The organism is Vibrio sp. 10N.286.46.A8, assembly GCF_041470165.1.
GTDB lineage: Bacteria > Pseudomonadota > Gammaproteobacteria > Enterobacterales > Vibrionaceae > Vibrio > Vibrio tasmaniensis_A.
The window spans coordinates 1-25214 of the sequence record NZ_JBFRLX010000081.1; the positions used below are offsets into that span (position 1 = coordinate 1).

The 25214-nt window shown below is 44.7% G+C and carries 20 protein-coding genes; 8 read left to right on the forward strand and 12 right to left on the reverse strand.

Annotation, left to right across the window (positions count from 1 at the left end):
- Nucleotides 1-449: 449 nt before the first annotated feature.
- The 9 genes from AB4232_RS09605 to AB4232_RS09645 all read right to left on the reverse strand — a co-directional run bounded on the left by AB4232_RS09605 (nucleotide 450) and on the right by AB4232_RS09645 (nucleotide 9482).
- Nucleotides 450-866 carry a hypothetical protein gene (locus AB4232_RS09605; RefSeq protein WP_010440849.1) on the reverse strand — a complete coding sequence of 139 codons (417 nt, stop codon included), beginning with the start codon at nucleotides 864-866 and terminating at the stop codon, nucleotides 450-452.
- Nucleotides 850-1923 carry a formate dehydrogenase subunit gamma gene (locus tag AB4232_RS09610; protein WP_135382572.1) on the reverse strand — a complete coding sequence of 358 codons (1074 nt, stop codon included), beginning with the start codon at nucleotides 1921-1923 and terminating at the stop codon, nucleotides 850-852. Before AB4232_RS09610 ends, AB4232_RS09605 begins: the two co-directional genes overlap by 17 nt.
- Before the next feature lie 13 nt (nucleotides 1924-1936).
- On the reverse strand, nucleotides 1937-2545 hold the full coding sequence (fdh3B, locus tag AB4232_RS09615) for a formate dehydrogenase FDH3 subunit beta (protein ID WP_010440854.1): 609 nt from the start codon (nucleotides 2543-2545) through the stop codon (nucleotides 1937-1939).
- Nucleotides 2546-2556: 11 nt separating this feature from the next.
- Complete coding sequence (locus AB4232_RS09620; RefSeq protein ID WP_012603933.1) at nucleotides 2557-5412, reverse strand: formate dehydrogenase subunit alpha; 2856 nt, start codon at nucleotides 5410-5412, stop codon at nucleotides 2557-2559.
- Between the two features lie 10 nt (nucleotides 5413-5422).
- The gene (locus AB4232_RS09625; protein ID WP_029222953.1) at nucleotides 5423-5623 is read right to left on the reverse strand and encodes a twin-arginine translocation signal domain-containing protein; all 201 of its coding nucleotides are present in this window, start codon (nucleotides 5621-5623) and stop codon (nucleotides 5423-5425) included.
- Between the two features lie 76 nt (nucleotides 5624-5699).
- Entirely contained in the window at nucleotides 5700-6368 is a 669-nt protein-coding gene (locus AB4232_RS09630) for a molecular chaperone (protein ID WP_029225439.1), read from the reverse strand.
- A gap of 9 nt (nucleotides 6369-6377) precedes the next feature.
- Nucleotides 6378-8039 (reverse strand): 4Fe-4S dicluster domain-containing protein, encoded by a 1662-nt coding sequence (locus AB4232_RS09635; RefSeq protein ID WP_135382568.1) that lies wholly within the window; start codon nucleotides 8037-8039, stop codon nucleotides 6378-6380.
- Nucleotides 8040-8341: 302 nt separating this feature from the next.
- Complete coding sequence (locus AB4232_RS09640) at nucleotides 8342-9028, reverse strand: DUF3306 domain-containing protein (RefSeq protein WP_372087005.1); 687 nt, start codon at nucleotides 9026-9028, stop codon at nucleotides 8342-8344.
- Nucleotides 9018-9482: a DUF3305 domain-containing protein gene (locus AB4232_RS09645; protein WP_009846734.1), complete on the reverse strand. Its 465-nt coding sequence runs from the start codon at nucleotides 9480-9482 to the stop codon at nucleotides 9018-9020. Before AB4232_RS09645 ends, AB4232_RS09640 begins: the two co-directional genes overlap by 11 nt.
- A 369-nt stretch (nucleotides 9483-9851) precedes the next feature.
- Between AB4232_RS09645 and fdhD the strand changes: the two genes are divergently transcribed.
- Nucleotides 9852-10673 (forward strand): formate dehydrogenase accessory sulfurtransferase FdhD, encoded by an 822-nt coding sequence (gene fdhD, locus AB4232_RS09650; protein ID WP_135382565.1) that lies wholly within the window; start codon nucleotides 9852-9854, stop codon nucleotides 10671-10673.
- A gap of 256 nt (nucleotides 10674-10929) precedes the next feature.
- Here fdhD and AB4232_RS09655 read toward each other — a convergent pair whose 3' ends face one another.
- Nucleotides 10930-12513 (reverse strand): ABC-F family ATPase, encoded by a 1584-nt coding sequence (locus AB4232_RS09655; protein ID WP_017103159.1) that lies wholly within the window; start codon nucleotides 12511-12513, stop codon nucleotides 10930-10932.
- Nucleotides 12514-12964: 451 nt separating this feature from the next.
- On the opposite strand from AB4232_RS09655, the gene AB4232_RS09660 reads away from it, so the two are divergent.
- Complete coding sequence (locus tag AB4232_RS09660) at nucleotides 12965-15310, forward strand: ATP-binding protein (protein WP_372087006.1); 2346 nt, start codon at nucleotides 12965-12967, stop codon at nucleotides 15308-15310.
- A 1-nt stretch (nucleotide 15311) separates the two neighbouring features.
- Nucleotides 15312-16199: a mechanosensitive ion channel family protein gene (locus AB4232_RS09665; protein WP_009846738.1), complete on the forward strand. Its 888-nt coding sequence runs from the start codon at nucleotides 15312-15314 to the stop codon at nucleotides 16197-16199.
- A gap of 130 nt (nucleotides 16200-16329) precedes the next feature.
- Here AB4232_RS09665 and AB4232_RS09670 read toward each other — a convergent pair whose 3' ends face one another.
- Nucleotides 16330-18357: a cache domain-containing protein gene (locus tag AB4232_RS09670; protein ID WP_372087007.1), complete on the reverse strand. Its 2028-nt coding sequence runs from the start codon at nucleotides 18355-18357 to the stop codon at nucleotides 16330-16332.
- Nucleotides 18347-19810 carry a sigma-54-dependent transcriptional regulator gene (locus AB4232_RS09675; protein WP_372087008.1) on the reverse strand — a complete coding sequence of 488 codons (1464 nt, stop codon included), beginning with the start codon at nucleotides 19808-19810 and terminating at the stop codon, nucleotides 18347-18349. The genes AB4232_RS09670 and AB4232_RS09675 overlap by 11 nt, the downstream gene beginning before the upstream one ends.
- A 303-nt stretch (nucleotides 19811-20113) precedes the next feature.
- Between AB4232_RS09675 and AB4232_RS09680 the strand changes: the two genes are divergently transcribed.
- The 5 genes from AB4232_RS09680 (at nucleotide 20114) to AB4232_RS09700 (ending at nucleotide 25005) form a co-directional block, all read left to right on the forward strand.
- On the forward strand, nucleotides 20114-20920 hold the full coding sequence (locus tag AB4232_RS09680) for a substrate-binding domain-containing protein (RefSeq protein ID WP_009846741.1): 807 nt from the start codon (nucleotides 20114-20116) through the stop codon (nucleotides 20918-20920).
- Nucleotides 20921-21197: 277 nt separating this feature from the next.
- Entirely contained in the window at nucleotides 21198-21896 is a 699-nt protein-coding gene (locus AB4232_RS09685; RefSeq protein ID WP_009846742.1) for an ABC transporter permease, read from the forward strand.
- Between the two features lie 10 nt (nucleotides 21897-21906).
- Nucleotides 21907-22626 carry an energy-coupling factor ABC transporter ATP-binding protein gene (locus AB4232_RS09690; protein ID WP_122047283.1) on the forward strand — a complete coding sequence of 240 codons (720 nt, stop codon included), beginning with the start codon at nucleotides 21907-21909 and terminating at the stop codon, nucleotides 22624-22626.
- A complete protein-coding gene (gene mobA / locus AB4232_RS09695) occupies nucleotides 22604-23188 on the forward strand; it encodes a molybdenum cofactor guanylyltransferase MobA (protein ID WP_004733776.1) in 585 nt (194 codons plus the stop codon). The genes AB4232_RS09690 and mobA overlap by 23 nt, the downstream gene beginning before the upstream one ends.
- Nucleotides 23188-25005 (forward strand): bifunctional molybdopterin-guanine dinucleotide biosynthesis adaptor protein MobB/molybdopterin molybdotransferase MoeA, encoded by a 1818-nt coding sequence (locus tag AB4232_RS09700; RefSeq protein WP_372087009.1) that lies wholly within the window; start codon nucleotides 23188-23190, stop codon nucleotides 25003-25005. The genes mobA and AB4232_RS09700 overlap by 1 nt, the downstream gene beginning before the upstream one ends.
- The last annotated feature ends 209 nt before the right edge of the window (nucleotides 25006-25214 follow it).

Below are 25214 nucleotides of genomic sequence, written 5' to 3' on the forward strand. Positions count from 1 at the left end.
GTACTGCGCTATGAACTTGGTTAACCGTTTGACTCATTAAAGCTCTCTCCCTTAGCTTTGTCTCAATTGCACTAGAACCGTGCGAATTGATGTCGTAATTAATTAAAGACTCAACAGTAAACGCAAGATGTGTTCCAACTTGGTTACGCAAAAAACGTGCAACAGGATTTGGTTTTAAGTTCTTGATTTTTAGTGGTTAATTTCTAGGGTGCACTTTATTGGTTCTCAGAGAGAGAAAACATTCGATAACAGATTGCACCAATTGAGGGAATTGCACCATATTGATGCGGTCAATATAAGGTTTTAGATCAGTTACCTAGCGCCCAAACGACAAAAAGCCCAGTGAAATGAATCACTGGGCTTTTAAGGTCTTTCGCTGATTAGAGTTAACTCATCGACAAAGGAGCTATTATCGAGTTTGGTAACCCAAACGGCTTACATTTAAACGCTTAAAGGTTTGGACCTGTTGTCGGGTTTTGCGGTAGGTTTTGACTTAAACGCTGCATGCCTTGATACATACGAATAAACCACACCACAATCGCCACACCACCAAATAACATGCCCACATATGGAATGTAGTAAGCGATGTCATCGATAATATGGTTTTGATACCAGTAATCGTTAACACCAATTAACACACCGTTAGAGGTCGCTACCGTAACGATAAGCACAACAAAAAACGTCAGGTTCAAGAAGAACGAGCGAATCAAGCCGTAGTAATGGGTATCCACTACTTCGCCGTCTTCGCCTTTATCTAAACGATAGCCCGCGTAGATAATGGCAATCACACCAGAGAGAAGACAAGTAAATGGTGTAAAGCAGCTTAGGATGTAAGCAACCCAAATACCCTTATGAGGTTTGTTCATTCTTATTCACCCCTTCCATTTTCTCTGTTGCTACGTTAGCGCTTTGTTCAACGCCGTTTTTCTCTTGTTCCATCACTTCTTTGTACCAAAGGTCATGATGTTCTTTAGCCCAAGTTTCATCGACTTCGCCCGTTACCATACCTTCTAGTGCGCCTTCCATACCGAACAGGCCGATGTAGATGTGGAACACAAAACCACAGATAAGGATCAGAGCAGCAAGCATGTGAACTAAGTTGGAAAGCTCCATATCACGTCGTGTTTGGCCAAAGATTGGGAAATCTAACACCAAGCCACTGATCGCTGCGACACTGCCCATAACGATAAGCAGCCAAAATAGCGCTTTTTCACCCGCGTTCGAAAACTCTGCCGATGGATGAGAACCTTTGTGTTTCCCTACCATGCCGCCTAGTTTGATGAACCACTGAATATCGACCATTTTGAAGATCGACTTGCGCCACCACTTGATAAGAACAGCCATCAATAGCACATAGAAAATCGGGCCGATGTAGTTGTGGTATTGCTTCGCCAATAGAACGATAAAGCCCCAAAGGTCAGTTGGAATATACGGCTTCAAAAAGTGCTTGCCGTAAACCAACATCAAACCACTGAACGCGAGCGTTAAGAAAGTAAACGCCATGCTCCAGTGCAACGCACGATCCAGTCGAGACCAACGCTTGATCTTACGGCCAGTTCTTGGCGCACTCAGCATTAGTGGGCCAATCACAACGTACATTAGAGTAACGAAAGCAATACTGCCAAAGATAGCAACTGCGCCGGCTGGCGACATCCACTTCTCTTTCAATATGTACCATGTTTGCCCGGGCGTACTGATTAACACACCGTGCTCAGCAGATTGAGATGTGGTGTAACCTTCCTCACCGTTTCTTACTTGTCGCCAAAAATCAGCGCCAGCAAGTTGTGTGATTTCTCTTTCAGCAGAGCTCGATTGAGTTTGTGATGAGTTCGTCTCAGATGCATGACTCAAAGGAGACAGCATTGTTAGTGCTGCCAACATCGGCAGCACAACAAGGAAGAGACGCTTAAACATTGTAAGCATATGTCTCTCCTAACTAGCTCTTCATCGCATCGTAAGAAAGGTCGTTGCCGTCTGTCCAACCAGCACCTTTCGCACCGCGTTCTACAACACGCTGACGGAAGATATCAGAGACTTGCTCAGCATCACCTGCAAGCAGCGCTTTTGTTGAACAAAGCGAAGCACACATTGGTAGCTTACCTTCAGCAATACGGTTCGCACCGTACTTCTGACGCTCTTCCACAGAACCAGGTTCTGTTTCAGGGCCGCCAGCACAGAAGGTACATTTGTCCATTTTACCGCGCTCACCAAAGGCTTCCTGTTTAGGGAATTGAGGTGCGCCAAACGGACAAGCAAACAAGCAGTAACCACAACCGATACATAGATCTTTATTGTGAAGTACGATGCCGTCTTCTGTATGTTCAAAACAGTCTGCTGGGCAAACTGCCATACAAGGGGCATCAGTACAGTGCATACATGCGACTGAGATAGAGTTTTCACCCGGTTCACCATCGTTCAGTGTCACAACGCGGCGGCGTTGAATACCCCACTCCAGAGCATCATCATTTTCGTTCTTACATGCAGTGACACAACCGTTACATTCGATACAACGTTTGGTGTCACAAAGAAATTTCATTCTAGCCATTTTAAGACTCCTTACGCTTTACGAATATTACAAAGGGTTACTTTCGTTTCCTGCATCAACGTGACAGGGTCGTAACCATATGTGGTTGCTGTATTGGCAGCTTCGCCAATAACGTAAGGATCAGAGCCTTCTGGGTATTTAGAACGTAAGTCTTCACCTTCAAACTTACCACCGAAGTGGAACGGCAAGAACGCTAAACCCGGTTTAACACGACGAGTAACCATCGCTTTCACCTTGATGCGGCCTTTCTCAGCACCTTCAACCCAAACATCATCACCATCTTTAAAGCCAATGTCGTTTGCGTCTTTCGGGTTCACTTCAACAAACATCTCTTGTTGTAGTTCCGCTAGCCAAGGGTTAGAACGGGTTTCTTCACCACCACCTTCGTACTCAACCAGACGACCAGAAGTCAGAATGATTGGGTATTCAGCAGACTTGTCTTGGTCTTGAATTGATTTGTACAACGTAGGAACACGGAAGATTGCTTCCTTGTCATCCCATGTTGGGTAGTCTGCAACAAGATCACGACGTGGCGTGTAAAGTGGTTCACGGTGCAGTGGTACGCGGTCTGGGAATGTCCAAACAATCGCACGCGCTTTCGCATTACCAAACGGGATACAACCATGTTTGATAGCCACACGCTGGATACCACCAGAAACGTCAGTCTTCCAGTTCTTACCTTCCGCTGAAGCTTTCTCTTCTGCGGTTAGATCGTCCCACCAACCCAGTTGTTTCAGCAGTTTGTCACTGAATTCTGGGTAACCGTCTTTGATTTCGCTGCCTTTTGAGTAGCTGTCTTCAGCCAATAGACTTTGACCTTCAAATTCGACACCGAAACGAGTACGGAAGTTACCGCCGCCCTCAGCAACCGGTTTAGACGTATCGTAAAGGATATGCGTACCTGGGTGTTTCATCTCTGGGTTGCCCCAGCATGGCCAAGGAAGACCGTAAGTCTCGCCATTCGCTGGGCCGCCTTCTGCAGCAAGCGTTGTTTTGTGGAACGTGTGCCAGTTTTGCTGGTGTTCTTTCAAACGTTCTGGGCTTTGACCTGTATAGCCGATCGTCCACATACCTTTGTTGAATTCACGAGTGATGTCTTCAATCAATGGTTGGTTGTTCTCAACACGGATGTTTTTGAACAGTTGATCAGAGAAACCAAGCTTCTTAGAAAGAAGGTACATGATTTCGTGATCAGGCTTAGATTCGAACAGAGGATCAACAACCTTGTCGCGCCACTGTAGAGAACGGTTTGATGCCGTTACGCTGCCGTAGGTTTCAAATTGAGTGGTTGCCGGAAGCAAGTAAACGCCATCTGTGCGATCGTTCATTACTGCTGCAACTGTTGGATATGGGTCAACGATAACCATCATATCCAGCTTCTGCATCGCCTTCTTCATCTCTGGACCACGAGTCTGAGAGTTCACCGCGTGACCCCAGTAGAACATCGCGCGGATGTTTTCGCGCTGACGGATCTTGTCTTTGTCTTCAAGTACGCCATCAACCCAACGAGATACAGGAATACCTGCACTGTTCATTGGTTTTTGACCGCCGTATGCGTTGTCGTCGAAACGTCCTTTCACCCAGTCAAAGTCGATATCCCAAACTTTAGACCAATGGCGCCACGAACCTTCAGACAAGCCATAGTAACCCGGTAGCGTGTCTGATAGTACGCCAAGGTCAGTTGCGCCTTGTACGTTATCGTGACCACGGAAAATGTTTGCACCGCCACCTGATTTACCGATGTTACCTAGCGCAAGCTCAAGTACACAGTAAGCACGTGTGTTGTTATTACCTGTAGTATGTTGAGTACCACCCATACACCAAACGATACAACCCGGACGGTTTTCAGAGAGCAGTTTTGCTGTGTGGTAAACGTCTTCTTCGCTTACGCCAGTAACACGCTCAACTTCAGCAGGGCTCCACTTCGCAACTTCTTCACGGATCTCGTCCATGCCGAATACACGTTGGCGGATGAATTCTTGGTCTTCCCATTTGTTAGCAAAGACATGCCATAACACACCCCAGATAAACGCAACGTCTGAACCTGGGCGAAGAGAAACATAGTGATCAGATTTCGCAGCAGTACGCGTACGACGAGGATCCGCAACAACGATCTTACAGTTGTTCTTCTCTTTCGCGATTAAGATGTGTTGCATCGCTACTGGGTGAGCTTCTGCAGGGTTCGAACCAATGAACAGCATAGACTTACAGTTGTGCATGTCATTGAACGAGTTTGTCATCGCACCGTAGCCCCAAGTGTTTGCAACACCGGCTACTGTGGTTGAGTGACAAATACGCGCTTGGTGGTCAACGTTGTTGGTGCCCCAAAGCGACGCCATCTTACGGAATGCGTAAGCTTGCTCGTTACTGTGTTTTGCACTACCTAGGAAGTAAACCGAATCAGGGCCAGATTCTTTACGAAGTTCTAGCGCCTTGTTACCGATCTCTTCAATCGCTTGTTCCCAAGAAAGCTTCTTCCACTTACCGCCTTCCAATTTCATTGGGTACTTGAGGCGACGCTCACCGTGGCCGTGTTCACGCAGAGCTGCACCTTTAGCACAGTGTCCACCAGCGTTGAATGGGTGATCGAATGCAGGCTCTTGACCCGTCCAAACACCGTTTTGAACTTCAGCGTAAATACCACAACCCACAGAACAGTGAGAACAGATAGTGCGTTTCACTTCTGTTTTTGCTTCAGGATCGACTGACTTAGCTTGCGCCTTTTTCATCATGCCTGGAGCGAATAGACTTGCGCCTACTACCGCGCCACCAGCTGCTAATGAGGTGTTTTTCATGAAGGCACGTCGAGACACACCCAGTTGATTGGTTTCTTTGCTCACACTATCGGAGCGTTTGACAAGTTTCATCCGTTATCTCCTAAAGTGTGTCGTAGTAATCGCGAATATGTTGCGTTTCACGATAGCCCGTCTTCTTCACGTCTTCTTTCGGCATTTCAACCGTTTCTGAAGCAGTTGCCACTTTCGTTGTACCAGCGACAACGGCACCAGCAACGGCTGCAGTCGTTAAACCTTTGAGTAAGTCTCTACGGCTTGTATCTATTTCTTTGTTATCTTTCATCATTGCTTCCTTACCTTGCGGTAGATCTTTTTGGAGGCTTCATGCCCCTCTATCGATATAATCGCGTACTGCTCGATTACTCGTAATCAGTGACGTTTTTCACATCAATCTTTAATTTGTGTTTACTGCTTTTTGTATTCACGCTGAAACGAACCTGCTCCAACGTTAAGAATGCTTCACATAGCTGTGCTGCTGATTTGTAGAAGTTCGCACTTTCTGCACTTTCAAGCTGACGTGTAAAAGAGTTAAACCAAGGCCCGATATGTTTATTGAAAACGGCTTGTTGTAGCGCGTCTTCTTCATCGGTTAGCATCGCCATTACTTCACAAAGAGCCGCGATATGATCTTCAGGCTCTTTAACCTGCTCATCACGTTCAATGCCAAGCAATTCAAGATCGTGACGGATCTCAGCTAATGGTTTTTCCATCATCGATCCTGTTCTGTGCCAAGATCCAAATGGAACAATCTCCCCACGACCAATGCCAATGAAAAGATTCTGATATTCATCTTCTAGTGCTTCGCGGTTTGATTCAGTTGCTGCTTGTTGAATCGCAATCCAAGCCTTTTGCATCGCACTTTCAGACGCTTCAATGTCTAGTGTCTTTAGAAAGTCGATCACCTCTTCAGAAGGTGCGCTACGAAACAATGCAGAAAGAACCAGATAGATTTCAGTTCTTAGTGTCTGTTCTTGCTTTAATTCTTTTGCGAGCTCAGGCTCTTGTGCCTGATCCAAATTAGTATCCAAGGCCAACTCCTAGTATTTCAATTGTTTCAATGGGTCTTGAGCCATTGAATCGAACATGTCTACCACACGGCAGTCTTCACACATCGCAATACGATTAATTGCTGTCTCATCTGAGAAATGAGAGTGACCGCGTAACTTATTTTGTAACATGTCAATCATAGACTGCGGTGCGAATGGTTTATGACAACGTAAACATTCCGCTGCTTTCTCTTCATGAATCACAACAGCCTTCTGACGTTCTTCTTTCACCCAATTCATACGAGGAGTCAGAGTCAGAACATTCTCAGGACATGCCTTTTCACACAGACCACATTGAATACAGTCTTGTTCTACAAACTTAAGTGATGGAGAGGCACCATCGGTATGCAGCGCACGTGTTGGACACACAGCCACACAGCTCATACACAAAGTACAATCTTTGCTTTCACACGAAACCGTGCCGTATGGCGCATTCGAAGGGAGCTCTACAATGTTTTCAACAGGAATACGAGATGAAGACATCGCGTCAAGTGCTGTGAATAGACGTTGACGTTTATTGCCTTGAAGATCGCCAAGTGCAAGATCGAACGAATCAACATACAGTGTTGGAGGCCCTTCACGTAGAGATTCTAAATACAGGATATCGATGGTTTCTTTTGGAACACCGATTTGGTCTAGTAACTCTTGAGCGATCCCTACTTCGTTATTCAGAACACGAATGATCGTCTCTGGCATAAAGCGAGAAGCAGCAAACAGAACCTGAGTTGCGCCATTCACTAACGCTGCAAACCAAGTATCAATACCAATAGAAGGCAATTCTTCAACAACGATTGGAATCACGTTATCTGGTAGCGCTTTAAGAGCCATCACGTTGTAAGTTTCATGACGTGAGCTACAGATAAGTACGATTGGGTCCAGACCGCCCGCATGTTCATAGTTAGCTAGCGTACGTTCAATGAACTTTTGCGTATCGTCAGGATTTGGAAGCGCATAGGTAATCGCTTCTGTAGGACAGCTTGTTGCACAAGTCCCAACGCCCTGACATAGGTAAGGGTTAATCTCGATCTTGTGACCTGTCTTCTCTGAGCCTTCACTTGATAGTGCGCCAGCAGGACAAGCATCAACACAACGCTCACAGCCTTTAACGCCACGTGAACTGTGCGCACAAAGGTCGGTGTCTAAACGGAAGAACTTAGGCTTATCGAACGTGCCCATTAGCGTTGGAATCTCTTCCAGTGCTTCAGCCAGTTTTGGATAACCGCGCCCTACTGGGTAATACCCAGGAACAGGTACTTCTTCTGTCATGCAGCTATTCAGACAAAGGTCTAAAACCACATCGAAACAATCGTGATTAATAGCCACTTTTGCCAAGTTGCTTGATGTGCCTTTACTCTCAATCACGACTTCAAACGTGCCAAGGAAACCGGATACTTGAACCGAATTTGCGAAGTACAGTTCTGGGTTTGTGCCCTTTTCGCCGTCTGTTGACAATAAGGTTAAGCTCGTTAATTGAGGTAATTGCGCCGCAGCACTTTCAATGATCGCAGTTGGACCAATAACAAGTGTATTACCGCCGCTTTCGTAGCTAACAGTAGGTGGAATCAGATTTGTTAACTCTACTGTATTTTCAAATGCATACAGTCTTGCTTTAGCGTTATTTGAAGTTGCTTGTTCTAATAATTGTTTAAGCATTGCTCAGTTCCATCTATGGACATGGATAATCTGTTCAACCTTCATTGTAGTAAGCGATAGAGAACTTGCTGAGTAATCCGTTAACAACTAACTCTTTAGCTAGTGTGCCATTCGTTAGACCCTGAACTCGTCTATCTACAAAAAAGTTGATAATGAACGTTATTTAGCAAATGCCATGCCAATTTAATAATTCTTATATATCAGTGCTTTAATGCTTTGTGGCGTTTATTGTACGTATAAAAAAACCGCTTGGGACATTTTGTCGCAAGCGGTTCATTGAGTGTTTAGTCAAAATGTACCTATTATTTGTGTGGTATATTTTGTCCCATCTCTGTCAGGTCAGCTTCGTCTGACATTGTAGCGTCATTATCTAGCACTGTTTTTTTATACAGTTCTTTTTCTTCCCCCGCAATTTCGTCACTTTCACTGAATTCTGACTCGGTCTCTTCGGCTTCATTAATAGAGTCATCAACCTCATCAATCAAAGTTTCTTCTTCATTATCAGCGGCTTGTTCAGGTTCGTTTACTGTGTCTTCTTCTGTCTTGTCTTTTACCCAATCGCGAAGAGTTTCTGCAACTCCTTCAGACAGAGACTTCAAATTGCTGTAATCGTCGTCGTAATCATCTAAACCATCACGAACGTTGAACTCTTCTGAGAGGAATAGTTTACGCAATGCGGCTTTTTTTACGCTTTCTGAAGCTTCTGATACCAATAATTGAGCAACAGACAAGTCTTCAGTGGCTTCTGGTGCGGGATCTTGAACGTCAGCAACATGAACGTCTTCATTGGTTTCTGAAGCTTCACTTTCTAAAGACTGAGGCGCTGCTGCTTCTATTTCAGACGAAAAATCAGCAGGCGAAATCTCAGAAGATGAAGAATCAGAAGAAGTGAGTTCTGGTGCTTCCAGTGTTTGCTCTACTTCCAAAGGTTCGTCAGTGGATCCATCAAGCTTTCGTTGAGACCAACGGCTAAAGAAGTTAGTTGCCATTTGATCTTCCCGCGCCTTTGCGTTTCTTACGTCTTGTTTCTAATAACTCGCCATGACGACCGATGAATGCTTCCATCCAAGCCTGTACGGGCAAAGGAATGTCGTAGGAAAGTACTTGGTTGTCACCGTCCATGTATTGCCCTGCAACGGTTTGTGAGGCAGTAAGTAACTGAATGACGGGCTTAACATCAGAATCGACATTATCCATTACTAAGAAAAGCTTAGGTTGCTGAGAGCTTAGGTTGAATCGATAGTCTGTACGTTCATCTTTATGTAATTGAAGTAAACAAACGTCTGGGGCGTCATCTTCTGGTGACAATTCAAACCCCTTCAATTCCCATTGAGTGGTTACCCAGATACCTGTTTTGATCTCTTTCTCTATTCTTTGGACACCTATTGGCCAAGCTGCTTCTGTTTTTTCGTATTGTTCTTTGAATTCTTTTATCTCAGACATACTTCACCCAATTGATTTTCTTTGGCCTGAATGTGCTTAGGACATTTTGTACTTAGCTCAATCCTATAAGCGCTATAAAGCAATAAACACGCCAATACAGGTTAACTTCAATAGCGCATCTATAATGTTCGTCATCAAGTTGTCACTTAACGTTAGTCGATACTGGTTATTTCAGACAACTCCACTCGGTGAACTCCCATATTTTGCGCTATTTTAATCAAATGCTTCATGTTTTCCTGAATACCCGTTATTTTGGAATAAGATTTGCTTTAAGCATGAGTTAAAGAATCGATGAACAAGATCGGCGTTAGACCCTCTTGTTAACTTCTTATCTCTTTAAATCGCTATCTCATTAAGTAGGACGTGACTGTGGTAAAACCAAACATAATAAAAACTAGTGAAAACCCACTTCAAACAATCGAAGTTGAAGTGTTTGATGAATATGGTGAGAAGCTAACCAAACAGATCGCTTGTGAACGCCCTCTTACCGTCATGTTGAACTGGAAAGAGATCGTAACTCTGATGACGCTCGGCTCGCGTCCTGAATCTTTAGTCTTGGGTTATTTGAAGAACCAAAGCTTCCTTTCTGACCCTGAAGCAGTTGAATCTATCATCATCGATTGGGAAACCAGCTCTGCAGCGGTCATTACCAATGAAGATACGAGCCAGCTTGAGCAAGCGCTTAAGAAGAAGACGGTGACCTCTGGCTGTGGTCAGGGCACCATGTTTGGTAACGTGATGAAGCAGTTGGAAGATTACCAAGTGCCTCAGACCAAAATTAAGCAATCTGAAATTTACACGGCTTTAGAAGCACTGACTCATTACAACGACACGTACAAGAAAGCTGGGGCGGTACATGGTTGCGCTGTTTGCAAAGACGACAAGGTTCTATCGTTTGTTGAAGATGTTGGCCGTCACAATGCGGTAGATACGTTGGCTGGTGAGATGTGGCTTAACAAAGAGTCTGGTGAAGATAAGATTTTTTACACTACTGGCCGCCTGACTTCTGAAATGGTCATCAAAGTGGCGCAGATGGGTATTCCTGTTCTGTTATCACGTTCAGGCGTAACGCAAATGGGTTTAGACTTGGCTCAGCAATTTGGTATCACGACCATTGCTCGTGCTAAAGGCCTGCGTTTCCAAGTGTTCACTGGCGCAGAGAAGATTGATTTTGATGTGAAAGGTGAATAATCAGCAGTCGGAAAAAAGCGTAAGTTCGATTGGTGATTCACTAACCGCTTCTAATTGTAAAGTTCTGATGTAAAGAGTTAGTGACCCTTCAAGGATAGATACATAGAAACTTAGCTAGATACAAGATACAAGATACAAGATACAAAAACGCCGTCATGCTTTTCAGTATGACGGCGTTTTTAATTTTTAATTTTCGGTTTATAGCTGATAGCTAAAGTTCCAACGTATTGAGTTGAAAAGCAAGCTAACTTAAAGCTTAGCCGCGTGCTTTCAATAATTCTGCGTAAGTACCGCGGAAATCGTTGATTTTGCCATCTTTGATTTCAAGGATACGAGTTGCAAGCGAGTCTACGAATACACGGTCGTGAGATACGAAGAACAATGTGCCTTTGTAGTTCTCAAGAGCCAAGTTAAGCGCTTCGATAGATTCCATATCCATGTGGTTCGTTGGTTCATCCATAAGCAGGATGTTTGGCTTGTGCATCATGATCTTACCAAGAAGCATACGACCTTGTTCACCACCAGAGATAACCTTTACAGATTTCTTAATGTCGTCTTGACCAAATAGCATACGACCTAGGAAACCACGAACAACTTGCTCGTCTTCGCCTTCTTGGCGCCATTGGCTCATCCAATCAAACAAGTTCATGTCTGTCTCGAAATCGTGTGCGTGATCTTGAGCGTAGTAACCGATGTTTGAGTTTTCAGACCACTTGTACTCACCAGTACGTGGCTCAAGAGCGCCAGCTAGTGTGTTAAGTAGCGTTGTTTTACCCACACCGTTCTCACCGATGATAGCAACACGCTCACCTACTTCGAAAATACCGTCGAACTTGTTGTATAGGTCTTCTTCAAAACCTTGAGATAGGTTTTCAACCACAAGTGCGTTACGGAATAGCTCTTTAGACTGTTCAAAACGGATGAATGGGTTTTGACGGCTAGATGCTTTAACTTCGTCTAGTTGAATCTTATCGATCTGCTTAGCACGAGACGTTGCTTGCTTCGCTTTAGATGCGTTAGCAGAGAAACGAGATACGAACGTTTGAAGTTCAGCAATTTGTGCTTTCTTCTTAGCGTTGTCAGACAGTAGACGCTCACGAGCTTGTGTCGCTGCCGTCATGTACTCATCGTAGTTACCAGGGAATAGACGAAGTTCGCCGTAATCAAGGTCAGCCATGTGTGTACAAACAGAGTTTAGGAAGTGACGGTCGTGCGAAATGATGATCATTGTGCAGTTACGTTGGTTTAGCGTATCTTCCAACCACTTGATGGTGTCCATGTCCAGGTTGTTCGTTGGTTCGTCAAGAAGCATGATATGCGGGTCTGCAAACAGTACTTGAGACAATAGAACACGAAGTTTCCAACCTGGTGCTACTTCGCTCATCAGACCGAAGTGCATAGATTCTTCAATACCTACAGCAAGAAGAAGCTCACCTGCTTTAGCTTCTGCCATGTAGCCGTCCATTTCAGCAAACTGAACTTCAAGGTCAGCTACCTTCATGCCGTCTTCTTCGCTCATTTCAGGCAAAGAGTAAATGCGGTCACGCTCTTGTTTAATAGCCCAAAGCTCTTTGTGACCCATGATAACCGTGTCGATTACCGTGAATTCTTCGTAAGCAAATTGGTCTTGGTTTAGTTTAGCTACGCGCTCGTTTGGATCGTAGCTTACGTTACCAGCACTTGGCTCAAGTTCACCAGATAGGATCTTCATGAACGTCGATTTACCACAGCCATTCGCGCCGATTAAACCGTAGCGGTTGCCTTCGCCGAACTTAACTGAAATATTTTCGAAAAGTGGCTTAGCGCCGAATTGTTGGGTGATATTTGCTGTGGAGATCAATGCCGTTACCTTTTTAATGTGAAAAACGCCGCAACGTTACTTGTTCGGGGCTTTAACTGCAAGTCTTGATTGCAATTACCCGCTATTAAGTGAGTGATAACCTAACCAAATCATAGTTTGAGCTGACTCACACTTTTGATTTTCTATTTATCGACGAAAAGCCGCTGATTTTCAGGGAAAACAAAATATCAAACGGCGCCCTAAAATGGGAGAGATATAACGCCCCAAATCATGCCGACCATTGAATATATCGTATGCTGATTAGTTACAGTAAAACCAACCCGATCAAAGCAGCCACCGACATAGCCAAGACTAGCCTAATCTCTGACAATTTCATGACAAAATCGATCGAAACAGGAATAAAGTACTCGCCCCCGATACGGGGTTGGATTTCACAAAGTAAGATTATCTAACTATAGTAATCCTAACCTCATAATTCTAAGAGACTTTTATGCGTTCACTATCGCGCTTCTTACTCCTCACTTTAGCCATTCTCTCATGGCCTAGTCATGCCAACTTGGAATATGACTTACAATCTCAGCCGCAGGTATCCGATTCTGCTGTTGACCTCGATGCTCGAATTGATTCGTTACCCGATCCCCTCTTTATGGAGCCGTCGGACCGACGCCAAGTCAATATCTTGTTAGCTGAAGTTCTGCGAGTTCAAAAGCAGGAAATCAAAATCTTCGAGCAACAGATAAAAGCTTATAGAGATAACAACGACGTCGTTCAATGGTTTGAGGTTCAAACCAGTTACGTCACTTTGAATAGCTTAAACGTAAGTAAACAACATCTTCTAGAACAGACGAACTCTGCGAACAAAGAGCGCTTAACCGGTTTTGGCCCTTATGGTGTTACCCAGTTTAAGCAAGAATGGGAATTAACTAAGCTCAATATTGAGTATCTTGCATACTTCCAAATCCGAAGCTTCAAGGCGTTAGTTAACGATATCTTTATTTCGCCCGTTCCTGTGATTGGTGCGTCGTTAAAAGTGTTGTTCATCTATTTCGGTTTAGTGTGGTGGCTTGCTAACAGCACTCGCTTGATTGAGTTGTTTCGAATTAACTTTCTTGAAGCGAAGACGAATCCTCCTTTCTTGGTTCGTGTCATTTGGTACATCAGCCGCGCTGAAAGTGCGATTGCTTGGCTAATTGCCATCACATTGTCATTGAGAGTGCTTTCTAGTATCCCTAGTCTGCAACATTTGATTTTCCTGGAAATCTTCACGTGGTGGATTCTAGGTGGTTCGATTGCCATCAGCTTTATTTTGGAATTTGCCTACCGTTTGGGGCGTACATCCAATCAAGAAGTGATCGCGCTGCGACTATCGACTATCCGCCGTTACGTGTGGAGCTTCATCGTGGCGGGTGTGATTCTGCAAATATCAAGTATTACGCTAGGCAAAGGCACGATTTATAGTTGGATATATAGCGCCCTGTTTTTCTGGTTTGTATTGGTTACGGTTTCAGTGCTCAAGTTATGGAGAGCGAAAGTCTTCGATACGCTTCAACACATTTCTGATCGTCCGGTATGGGTGAATTGGGCGGTAAACCGTAAGGATACGTTCTTACTTAATGTATTGGCGACGGCCATTGGTATCGTGTGGCTGAGCGTTTACAACTTCCAACACCGCATAATGGCCTTGCTATCTAATTACACGCTGTTTAGCCAAGCTTTGGCGTATCTCTTTAGAATCGAAGTGGCTAAGCAGTCAGATCTTGATAAGAATCAGCAAAACTTGGTTCGAATCAAAGGCGATCAAACGTATGAATACATTCTGCCAGGTAATATAGACAGCACGTTAATTGACTATGCCGGTGACGAGGTTAAGCAACTGTCTCGCTACTTGATGTCTGACAGCCCGGCTATCTGTATTGTTTCAGGCGAGCGTGGTGTGGGCGCGACAACGCTGCTTTATACTTTGCTGCACAAAGTATCTAACGCTGAGCCCGTATATGTAAGCTGCCCTTACGCGGGTTACCAAGAGCTGTTGGCACATCTAGCCGTGAGCATCGGCTTGGAAGAAGAAGCGACTGAAATTCAAATATTAGCGCACCTTCGTAAGAGCAATACCACTTACCTTATCGCGATAGATAACGCTCAACGACTGGTGAAACCAATGGTTGGCGGTCTGTCTGATTTGATTCGTTTGACCAACCTTCTGCGTCGTTCTAAAAAGAACCACCGTGTCGTGATATCGATCGCCAAATCAAGTTGGCGATTTGTGGATAGAGCGCGTGGTGAGCGTCTGCTGTTTGATTTGGTGTGCTTCCTTCCGCGTTGGACAGAGAAACAAGTGGGTGAACTTCTAAATAGCCGTATCAATACGGAGCTTGAGAAGCCGTTGTCTTTTGATGGCTTAGTGGTCCCTAAGCAATGGGACCAAGATGATATGAGTGAAGAAGAACGTGCACGCCAAGGTTTTTATCGAATTTTGTGGCACTACTCTGATGGCAACCCTACCGTTGCGCTGCGTTTCTTCCGACTCTCTTTGAACCGAAATAAAGAGACAGATCAAGCGGTAGTACGTTTATTCCATGTCCCTGAAGCGCAAGAACTAGAGAATATGCCTAAACCTATGTTGGCTGTACTTCGTTCTATTGTACAACTGGAAATCGCTTCTCCAGAAGTGTTGTCTGAATGTACACAGCTGAGCACGGCAGAGATAACGGGGATTCTGCGTTACTTTGAAAGCCGTGGTTATATTGGTTGGCATGAAGAAAAGGCTCGAATTTCCGAGCACTGGTTCCGCCACATTACTAACGTTCTTGATCGTCAACATCTACTGGTGAAGTAAAATGAAGAAGTTATTTATCCTACTATTTGTTGGCTTGGCAAGTGCTGTCAGTTTCCCGACCTTTGCGACGGAAGAGTTAGCTAACGTAGAAAACATCTCTAAGATAGCGAGCTTGGTGCGATGGAGCGGCGTGTTCTTCTCCATGATCGTTATTGCCGCAATGTGGTTGTTGCTTAAGTTCATCAATTCGTTGGTGACCAGTTTTGGTAGTCAGTTCGTGCAATATCGAATGCTGCTACAGAAACTGCAGTCGTTTACTCAATTCTTTATTTACGTGAGCACCGGCCTTATCGTGTTCATGATGAGCTTTCGAATCAACGATCAAATACTGGCTTTGATTGGTGGTACCCTCGCCGTGTCGGTCGGCTTTGCGCTTAAAGACTTGGCAGCGTCGTTTATCGCCGGCATCACTGTGATGATTGACAGACCGTTTCAGGTTGGTGACCGCGTCACGTTCGAAGGCAACTACGGCGACATCATCACCATTGGTTTACGTTCGGTACGAATGAGAACCCTGAACGATGACATCATTACTATTCCGAACAACAAGTTCTTAAATGAAGTGACCACCAGTGGTAACTATGGCGCATTGGACATGCAAGTGGTGATTCCGTTTTACGTCGGTATGAATGAAGACATCACCCTAGCCCGCGACCTGATTCAAGAAGCCGCGTCTTCAAGTCGTTACATACACTTGCCAAAGCCTGTAACGGTTCTGGTTAAACAGACGATTACCGACAACTACCTAGCGATACAGTTGACGTGTAAGGCTTATGTGGTGGACACCGCGTATGAGAAATTGTTTGAAACCGACATTACCCTGCGTGTGATGAAAGAGTTTAAGAAGCACAACATCAACCCACCGAAGATTTCAGTGGCAGCGCATTAGGCTTTTCATATTTTAGACGCTTGTAATTGTTCGACATGGCTTGTAATTGTTTGAAATAACGGGCCATAAATAAAAACACCTCCGAACTTATCTTAAGTACGGAGGTGTTTTCTATTCGCGTTATGAACGACTAAAGGTTAGACACCAACAACTGCGGTGTGGCCTTTTGTTGAAGATAGATGCTAAAGCGACTTCCTTTTCCTACCTCAGATTCAACTCGGATCTCGCCACCCGTTTGGCTCAAGATACTTTGAGATACTGACAAGCCTAAGCCTGTACCATCACGTTTGGTGGTGTAGAAAGGTGAAAAGATACGTTTCAATTGTTCTTCTTTGATACCGCAGCCTTCGTCTTCGACATGAACGATTGCACCATGAGACACACCATTTTCAACCCAGTCTTCACTTGAGATAGTCAATGTGCCCTGTCCGTCCATCGCGTGAATCGCGTTCATTTGCAGGTTCACTAGAATTTGCAGCAATTGGTTTCGGTTCACTTCGACTGAGGTTTTAGCATTCAATTGCGAGACATACACAATGCCTTTCTTTTTTGCGCCTGTTTTTACGAGCGTAATACTTTCATCGACAATTGGATTGATATGTTGCCAAGTGATTTCGTCTTGTACACCACCGTGTCGGCTGTATTGAAGTAAGCTTCGTGTAATGTTTCGAATTCGGTCGATCTGCTCCATGATCGCGTGGACTTCTTCGTCTACCCGAGCCACTTCGTCACCGAGTTCAAACTTCATTAGTTCAACATTGCCAAGAATCACCGCCGTTGGGTTATTAATCTCATGGGCAATACCTGCGGTTAACTCACCTAATGCGGCTAATTTCTCGTTGACCACCAGCTTATCTCTAGCTTGGTTGAGAAGCTGGATGTGCAGTTCGAGTTCTTCCGTTTTCTCTTTCAAGCTGGCGGTACGAGAATGAACCTTACATTCGAGTTCAGACGCAGCTTGTTGAATCTCTTGATTACGCTCGTGGAGCAGATCTAACATTTTGTCGAACTGTTTCGCAAGCAACGTAAGTTCGTGTTGATCATCCAAACCCAACGTACCGATTCGCTTGTCTTGCCCCATTTGGACGAGCTTTACGACTTTATGGATGCGTTCAATTGGGTTGAAAAGATCGCGTGCACCACGGTGTACGATCAAACCTGAAGCTAACAGCAGTAATATGATGGTGATGCTGATTTCACCAAGGTTAGTCAGGTACGTTTCTACGAGTGGCCAGATTAGATAGCCGGTATAAAGCATGCCAATAACGTTATCAAACTGGTCGTGGATTGGTTGGTAAGCGGTGATGTACCAAGCGTCGTAAACATATGCTCGGTCTAACCACTTTTGCCCTTGATTCAATACTTTTGAATGAACCTCATGAGAAACGCGAGTACCAATTGCGCGCCCTGCACTGTCTTCACTGCTTAATGGCACATTAGTGCTGACACGCAGATCATCAAGGAATACGGTAACCGTGCCAATGCGGCGATTAAAACCATCACGTTGTGGATAGATCAAATTGCTGATCTGATCAACTAACTGTGTGCTGTTATTAAGGAGGATCCCGCCATCAAGAAAACCAATAACGTGATTATTCTTGTCTCGAATTGACACAACGGTGCGGCTAACTAAACCCCGAGTTTCAACGTTTTGATTATTGAGCATTGGGACTTCGGCTTGCCTTGCAAGGTTTTGGTCTAAATCGTTGAGTTCATTTTGGCTCAATACACTAAAGAACGATTCTTTGCGTGTCAGGTCGAGGTATTCACGCTTTTTCCCCATGCTCTCAACACTCCTCCAACGCAAAAAGTCGAGCTCATAGCGAGATTTGTTTTCAGAAACCCAACGTGTGAGCTCTTCCTTTGAAATATCACTCGTAAGTTTGATTCGAAAGTTATAAGACTCAGCGAATGCTTGAACGTTATAGGCCTGTTGGTTTTGAATTAGATGGATACTATTGTCGGCAACGTCCAAACGCTCATCAACATCGATCAAAGCCCCCTGCCACGTATAATGAACAGACCAATACAAAGTGATCGCAACAAGAGCACATAAAGTTAAGATGATCGGCGCTGACGTCAAAAATAACAGACGATAACGCACCATGGTTTTGAACCGAAACGTCCACTTTGACCACCAATGACGTCTAATCGGCATATTCAGAGCCTTCTGTGTTCCAGTCTTTATATTTACGCTCTAGCGTTTTCCGTGCAACGCCGAGGTCTCTTGCAGCTGCGGATTTGTTACCATCATGAAAACTCACCAGTTGCTCGATATGAGATTTTTCTACTTCTTTGAGTGTCCAAGTGTTGGGGTAACCTTCTGCAGCGTCTACGTTATTCAAGTTTGGTATTTCTGCTCCATGTGACACCGTCACTGAAATGCTGGTGGGCGCAGGATCGCCATTAATTTCGCGCCAATAGTGCGCTGGTGGCTTGTCTAAAAGAATGCACCTTTCGACTAGGTTCTTGAGTTCGCGAATATTTCCCGGCCATTCGTATTCATTCATCGCCAAAATATCTTCATGAGCCCAGTTTGGGACCGGTACACTAAGTTCACTTGCTAAAAGACGAGTGAAATACGGAACAAGCTCTATTAGATCGGATGGACGCTCTCTCAATGGCACAACATCAATTTTAAGGACATTGAGTCGGTAGAATAGATCGCGACGGAAGTGCCCTTTTTCGACCTCTTGTTGAAGGTTTCGGTTAGTCGCCGCCACTACTCGTACGTCAACGGCAATTTCTTTCTCGCTACCGACTGGACGAATAGTGCGTTGCTCTAACACACGTAACAGCGCTGCTTGCATTGGTAGTGGCATTTCACCAATTTCGTCGAGGAACAAGGTGCCACCACTTGCGACTCTGAATAGACCTTCACGGTTTTTCTTCGCGCCGGTAAATGCGCCAGAGGTATGCCCGAATAGTTCACTTTCTAGAAGTTCTGGGGCGATTGCGCCACAGTTGATTGGCACAAATGGCCCAGCGCGTTTACTGGCTTCATGTACCCCGCGTGCAACTAGCTCTTTACCTGTACCTGACTCACCTTCTATAAGAACGGATGCTCGAGAGGGTGCAAATTGACTGATCAGCAATTTAAGCTGTTTGGTTTTATCTGAGTTACCGATTAACTCGGTCTTGATATGACGGCTAACATCACGCTTCAATGCGTATTGCATTCTTTGATCAAGGCGCTTATCCATACAACGTAGTACAGCTTGTATCATCTGTTCTAAATTGAAAGGTTTAAGAATGAAGTCTGAAGCGCCAAGCTTAAGCGCGGATATGGTCATCTCTAGATCAGCATAGCCAGTCATGAAAATAACATCGGCACGTTTGTCGTTGTCGTTAAAAGCCTCTTCCCACTCAATGCCAGAGCGTCCTGGCAGGTTGATATCAAGAACAATGAGATCAAAATGTTCCCTCGAACGCAGTATTTCAGCTTCTTCAACAGACCCTGCACTCGATACCTTGCCAAAGAACTTACCCAGGGCCTTCTTTAGAATAGCCTGCATCCCGACTTCATCGTCCACGACCAAGACGGAAAACGCTTGATATTGAGTCAATGTGTTTGGGTTGAGGTTCGATGCAGGTGAACTAGGTAAAGACATAATGATTAGCCGATGGGGAAAGTTGGGACAGAGTGTACCAATTAACCTTTTGTGCGACAGGGACAATGTGCGACATTTTGTCCTAGCTCATATTTTAATGCATTTTGTTAGCCTAAATGACGCAGTTTTGTTCGATATAACAGCAATTTAATGAAATTTGATGCACTATTTATTGGCATTAAGCTTGCTTATTAGGTGTAGATTCCTAATTACAACAATTAGCGTCTTATGCACATGCCCTTCTTTGAGCCCTTTAAAAATAGAGGCATGTCATTCATTTATAACAGAATGGACATAATAATAATGAAAGCAATTCCCCTAACTATTGCAGCTCTATCTATCGTCAGTTACACGGCTAGCAGCGCGGAAGACACCACTCATATCAAATTGGCGACAACCACAAGTACCTACCACTCAGGCTTACTGGACTACTTATTGCCTGAGTTCGAAAAGGATTCTGGTATTAAGGTTGATGTTCTCGCTGCGGGTACGGGTAAATCACTTCGCATGGGTGAAAACGGTGATGTTGATTTGGTAATGACTCACGCACCAAAAGCTGAAGCGAACTTCGTTGAAAAAGGTTACGGCGTTTTACCTCGTAAGCTGATGTACAACGATTTTGTTATCGTTGGCCCACAAAGCGACCCTGCGAAGATTGAATCTCAAAAAGCAGTAGCTGATGTGTTCAAAGCAATCGCGAACAACAACGTGACGTTTGTTTCTCGTGGGGACGACTCTGGTACTCATAAGAAAGAGATGGGTATTTGGGCACAAACTAAGATGGAGCCAAACTTTGGCGGCTATCGCAGCGTTGGTCAAGGAATGGGTCCTACTCTGAACATGGCGTCTGAAATGCAAGGCTACACCATGACAGACCGTGGTACTTGGTTGGCTTACCAAAACAAACTTGACCTTAAAGTGTTGTTCCAAGGCGACAAGAACCTATTTAACCCTTACCAAGTGATTCTTGTTAACCCAGAACGCTACCCAAGCATCAATTACCAAGCAGCGAAAGTATTCAGTGATTGGTTGGTTAACCCTAAAGGCCAGAAACTGATCAACGACTTTAAACTGCACGGCAAACAGCTATTTGTTGCAAACGCAGAATAGTTGGTTGCAAGCGCAGAATAGCTTGTTGTAAGAAATGAGTCTTGGGTTGTAAGTAAAGCGTAGCGTTGAAGGTTTAACCCTAACCAATTAGCGCTACGCTTAACTAAACAGTCAACGAGACCACCTAAATAATCACGTTTAAAAACCGTCTTGCTTTAAAGGCATTCACGCTTAGAAACAATCGCTGACCAATACAGGCTCAAATAGTTTGTGTCAGCTATGATTAACATCAGACACTACCGATAAAAGCCTATTATCGATTCAAACGAGATACTTCATGACCCTATGGCAAACAACGATTGATGCAATGAATCTACTGGTGAGTTTTGACCACGAATTGTGGCAAATCGTCGCGGTATCCTTCAGCGTATCTTTGTCCGCCATCTCATTAGTGATTGTTCCTGCAATCCTTATGGCTTTCTTACTGGCTTACACCGAATTCCCCGGTAAATGGGCTCTGCTTTCGGTGATCAACACCTTACAAGCGATACCGACCGTGGTAATTGGCTTGTTGATGTACATGATGCTCTCTCGTTCTGGTCCTTTAGGTGACTGGCAATTACTGTTCACGCAAAAGGCGATGATTCTAGGTCAGATGCTGATCTGTTTCCCTATCCTAGTTGCGATGATGCATGGCGCTCTGCAGGCCAGTGACCGCCGAGCAGTAGAAACAGCGCGCACTCTTGGCGTATCAACAACACGAGTCGCGTGTACCTTGATTTGGGAAACTCGTTTCCCTCTATTGGCTGCAACCATTGCTGCCTTCTCTCGTATCGTCACAGAAGTAGGTTGTTCAATGATGGTGGGTGGCAACATTATGGGGATGACAAGAAACATCCCAACAGCTATCGCCATGGAAAGCCACAAAGGCGCATTCGCTCAAGGCGTCGCCCTCGGTATGGTGTTATTAGCATTGGCATTAGCCCTTAACTTTTTCCTTTCCAGTGTGAGAGGAAAAGGCTATTTAAGAACTTAGGAACGCTGTCATGAGTATAAAAATAACAACGCAGCAAATTTCAATGCGCTACAAAGAGCGTGTTTTGTTCCACATTCCCGAATTGTCGATCGGCCCCAACGATGCCATTTATCTCAAAGGGGACAATGGTGTTGGCAAAACGACCCTACTTAAAATCTTATCAGGATTGATCAAGCCGAGCTCTGGCCGTATTCAGTCTCCGACACAAAGCTGGCAACATAGCCTGTTTCCTCGGTTAAAATTTAAAGACATCATCTATCTCCACCAAACCCCTTACCTTTTTGATGGCTCGGTGTACCAAAATGTCGCTTATGGCATTCGCTTTAATAAAGAGAGTCAAAAAGATAAGCGAGCTCAAATAATTAATGCATTAAGAATGGTAGGTTTAGAAACCTTGGCAGATGAGCACATTTCTGTGTTGTCTGGTGGTGAGCGCCAACGCGTAGCAATGGCCCGTGCTTGGATTCTTAAGCCTTCAATCTTGCTTATGGATGAACCAAGTGCTTCTTTAGACAAAGAATCTATTGAAAGATTGGTGATTATGGCCGAAGATCTTCTTCAGAGAGGCGCGAGTTTAGTCATTACAAGTCACCAAACTAACGCGTTAACCGATTTGTGTAAGAAGCAGTGGTGGATCAAGGACAACACTTTGAGCGAATCACCGCTTCTGCAAGTTATTAAAAAGAACAAAGCACAAGAGAATATTTATGCTGCTTCCAACGCAAACTAGTTGGGTTATTTTGGCTGGCGGACAAGCCAGCCGCATGGGCGGAAAAGATAAGGGACTCGTTGAGCTCAACGGTTCTCCGCTTATTCAATACGTTATAAACAAGCTGTCACAACAAGATGTCAGCATCACTATCAATGCCAACCGTAACTTAGACAGTTACCAAGCATTTGCACCGGTTGTTTCCGATTCTTTCCCTGACTATCCAGGCCCATTGGGCGGCATTCATGCTGGCCTTAAAAACGCGAGCACAGATTGGGTCGGCTTTGTCCCTTGCGACAGCCCACAGATCAGTGACGACCTTGTTGAACGTTTTTGTTCTGCGGTAAAAGAAGACAGCGACATTCTTGTCGCGCATGATGGCGAATTTAAGCAACCAGTATTCACCCTATTCCACAAACGTGTTCTGCCAAAGCTAGAAGCGTTTTTGGAACGTGGTGATCGTAAAATTATCTTGCTGTACAAAGAGTGTGTCACGGAATATGTCGATTTTAGCGATTCTCCTAACTGCTTTGTGAATCTAAACACGCCAGAAGAACTCACCCAATTCGGAACGCTTCAATAATGAATGATTCTAGACAACGCCCTAACCTTCCTCTATTGGGGTTTGCTGCTTACAGTGGCACAGGCAAAACAACCGTATTAGAAGCTCTGCTTCCTTTATTGACAGAGTCGGGTTTAAAAGTTGGTGTGCTAAAACATGCTCACCACGATTTCGATGTCGATAAGCCGGGTAAAGACAGCTACCGTTTACGCAAAGCGGGCGCAAATCAAATGCTGATAGCTTCTCGAAACCGTCACGTGATGATGACTGAGACTCCAGAAGCAGAAGCCGATTTTGATTACCTGTTGACTCGCTTTGATACCAACACACTTGATCTGATTTTGGTTGAAGGCTGTAAGAACATTGCTTTCCCTAAAATCGAGCTTCACCGTGATGAAGTGGGTAAACCTTGGTTGCACCAAAACGATGACAACATCATTGCTATTGCTGCTGATAGCCACGTTGAATCTGACTTACCTCAAATGGCGATCAACGACTTAGAAGCGATTCGTGATTTCATCATCGATTACGCCCAGTCCTTTGACCTTTCCTCTACAACAGGCAAAGTAGCGTCATGCTCATCTTCAAAAGACGCAGCGCCCGCGGTGTGTTGTGATTCGTTCTCTCCTGCAGGTTTAACCGTAACTCAGGGCCAACAAAAGATTGTTGATAGCATTGACGCACTTGATCTCACAGAGAGTGTTGAATTACTGCAAGGCTACGGTCGTGTGTTGGCTGAAGATGTGATCTCGCCAATCAACGTCCCACAGAATACTAATTCTGCAATGGATGGCTACGCGATTCGTAGTGAAGATCTTGAATTGGATAGCTACAACATTGTTGCTGAAGTTATGGCTGGTCACAGCTACGACAAAACCGTTCAACAAGGTGAAGCTGTTAAGATCATGACGGGCGCACCAATGCCAGATGGCGTTGATGTTGTTGTGATGCGTGAGCAAGCCGTGCAAGATGGCGATAAAGTTAGCTTCCCAGATGCGAAAATCTCAGTTGGACAAAATGTCCGTATGGCCGGTGAAGATTTAGAAATTGGCCAACCTGTCTTTACACGTGGCACACGCATCGAAGCACCAGAAATGGGTATGATGGCGTCGTTAGGTTTCGGTACCTGCCCTGTTCTGCGTAAAGTGAAGGTGGGTGTGTTCTCAACGGGTGATGAAGTTCAGGCACCGGGCGTTGAGCAAAAGCCAAACTCTATCTACGACTCGAACCGTTTCACTATCATCGGCATGCTTCAAAAGCTAGGTTGCGACATCGTTGATTACGGCATTATCGAAGATGACGAACAAAAGATGATGGATGTACTTCATGCTGCGTCGTTAGAGACCGATATGGTTCTGACTTCTGGTGGCGTGTCTGTTGGTGATGCTGACTACATCAAACTCGCGTTAGACAAGTTGGGTGAGATTAACTTCTGGCGTATCAACATGCGTCCAGGTCGCCCTCTTGCTTACGGAAAAATTGAAGACAAACCTTTCTTCGGTTTACCGGGCAACCCAGTAGCCGTGATGGTGTCGTTCATTAACTTTGTAGAACCTGCAATCCGCAAGCTACAAGGTCAAACTAACTGGACACCAGTGAAAGCGAACGCGATAGCAACTGAGCAATTACGTTCTCGTCAAGGTCGTACTGAGTTCAGCCGTGGTGTGTTCTCAATGAACGAATCAGGCGTGCTTGAAGTAAAAACAACCGGTAAGCAAGGTTCAGGTATTTTGCGTTCAATGAGCGAAGCAAACTGTCTAATCGAGATTTCACCAGCGGTAGACACTGTAAAAGCCGGTGAAACGGTGACGATCATTCCTTTGCAAGGTCGTGTGTAAATAAACAAGATTGTGAGCTTTAAGCGAACTTTAAGCTAGCGAATTCAGAGTAATACATACTCTAAATAGATGAAGCCCCTGATACCAGATATCAGGGGCTTTCTTTTTATTGGGGTAAAGCTCAGCTTAACATTAACAAGAAAAGGTCATTGACGAGGAAATCCGAGTTAACGTTAGAATTGGAATCAAAGTACTCCCGATCCCAATTT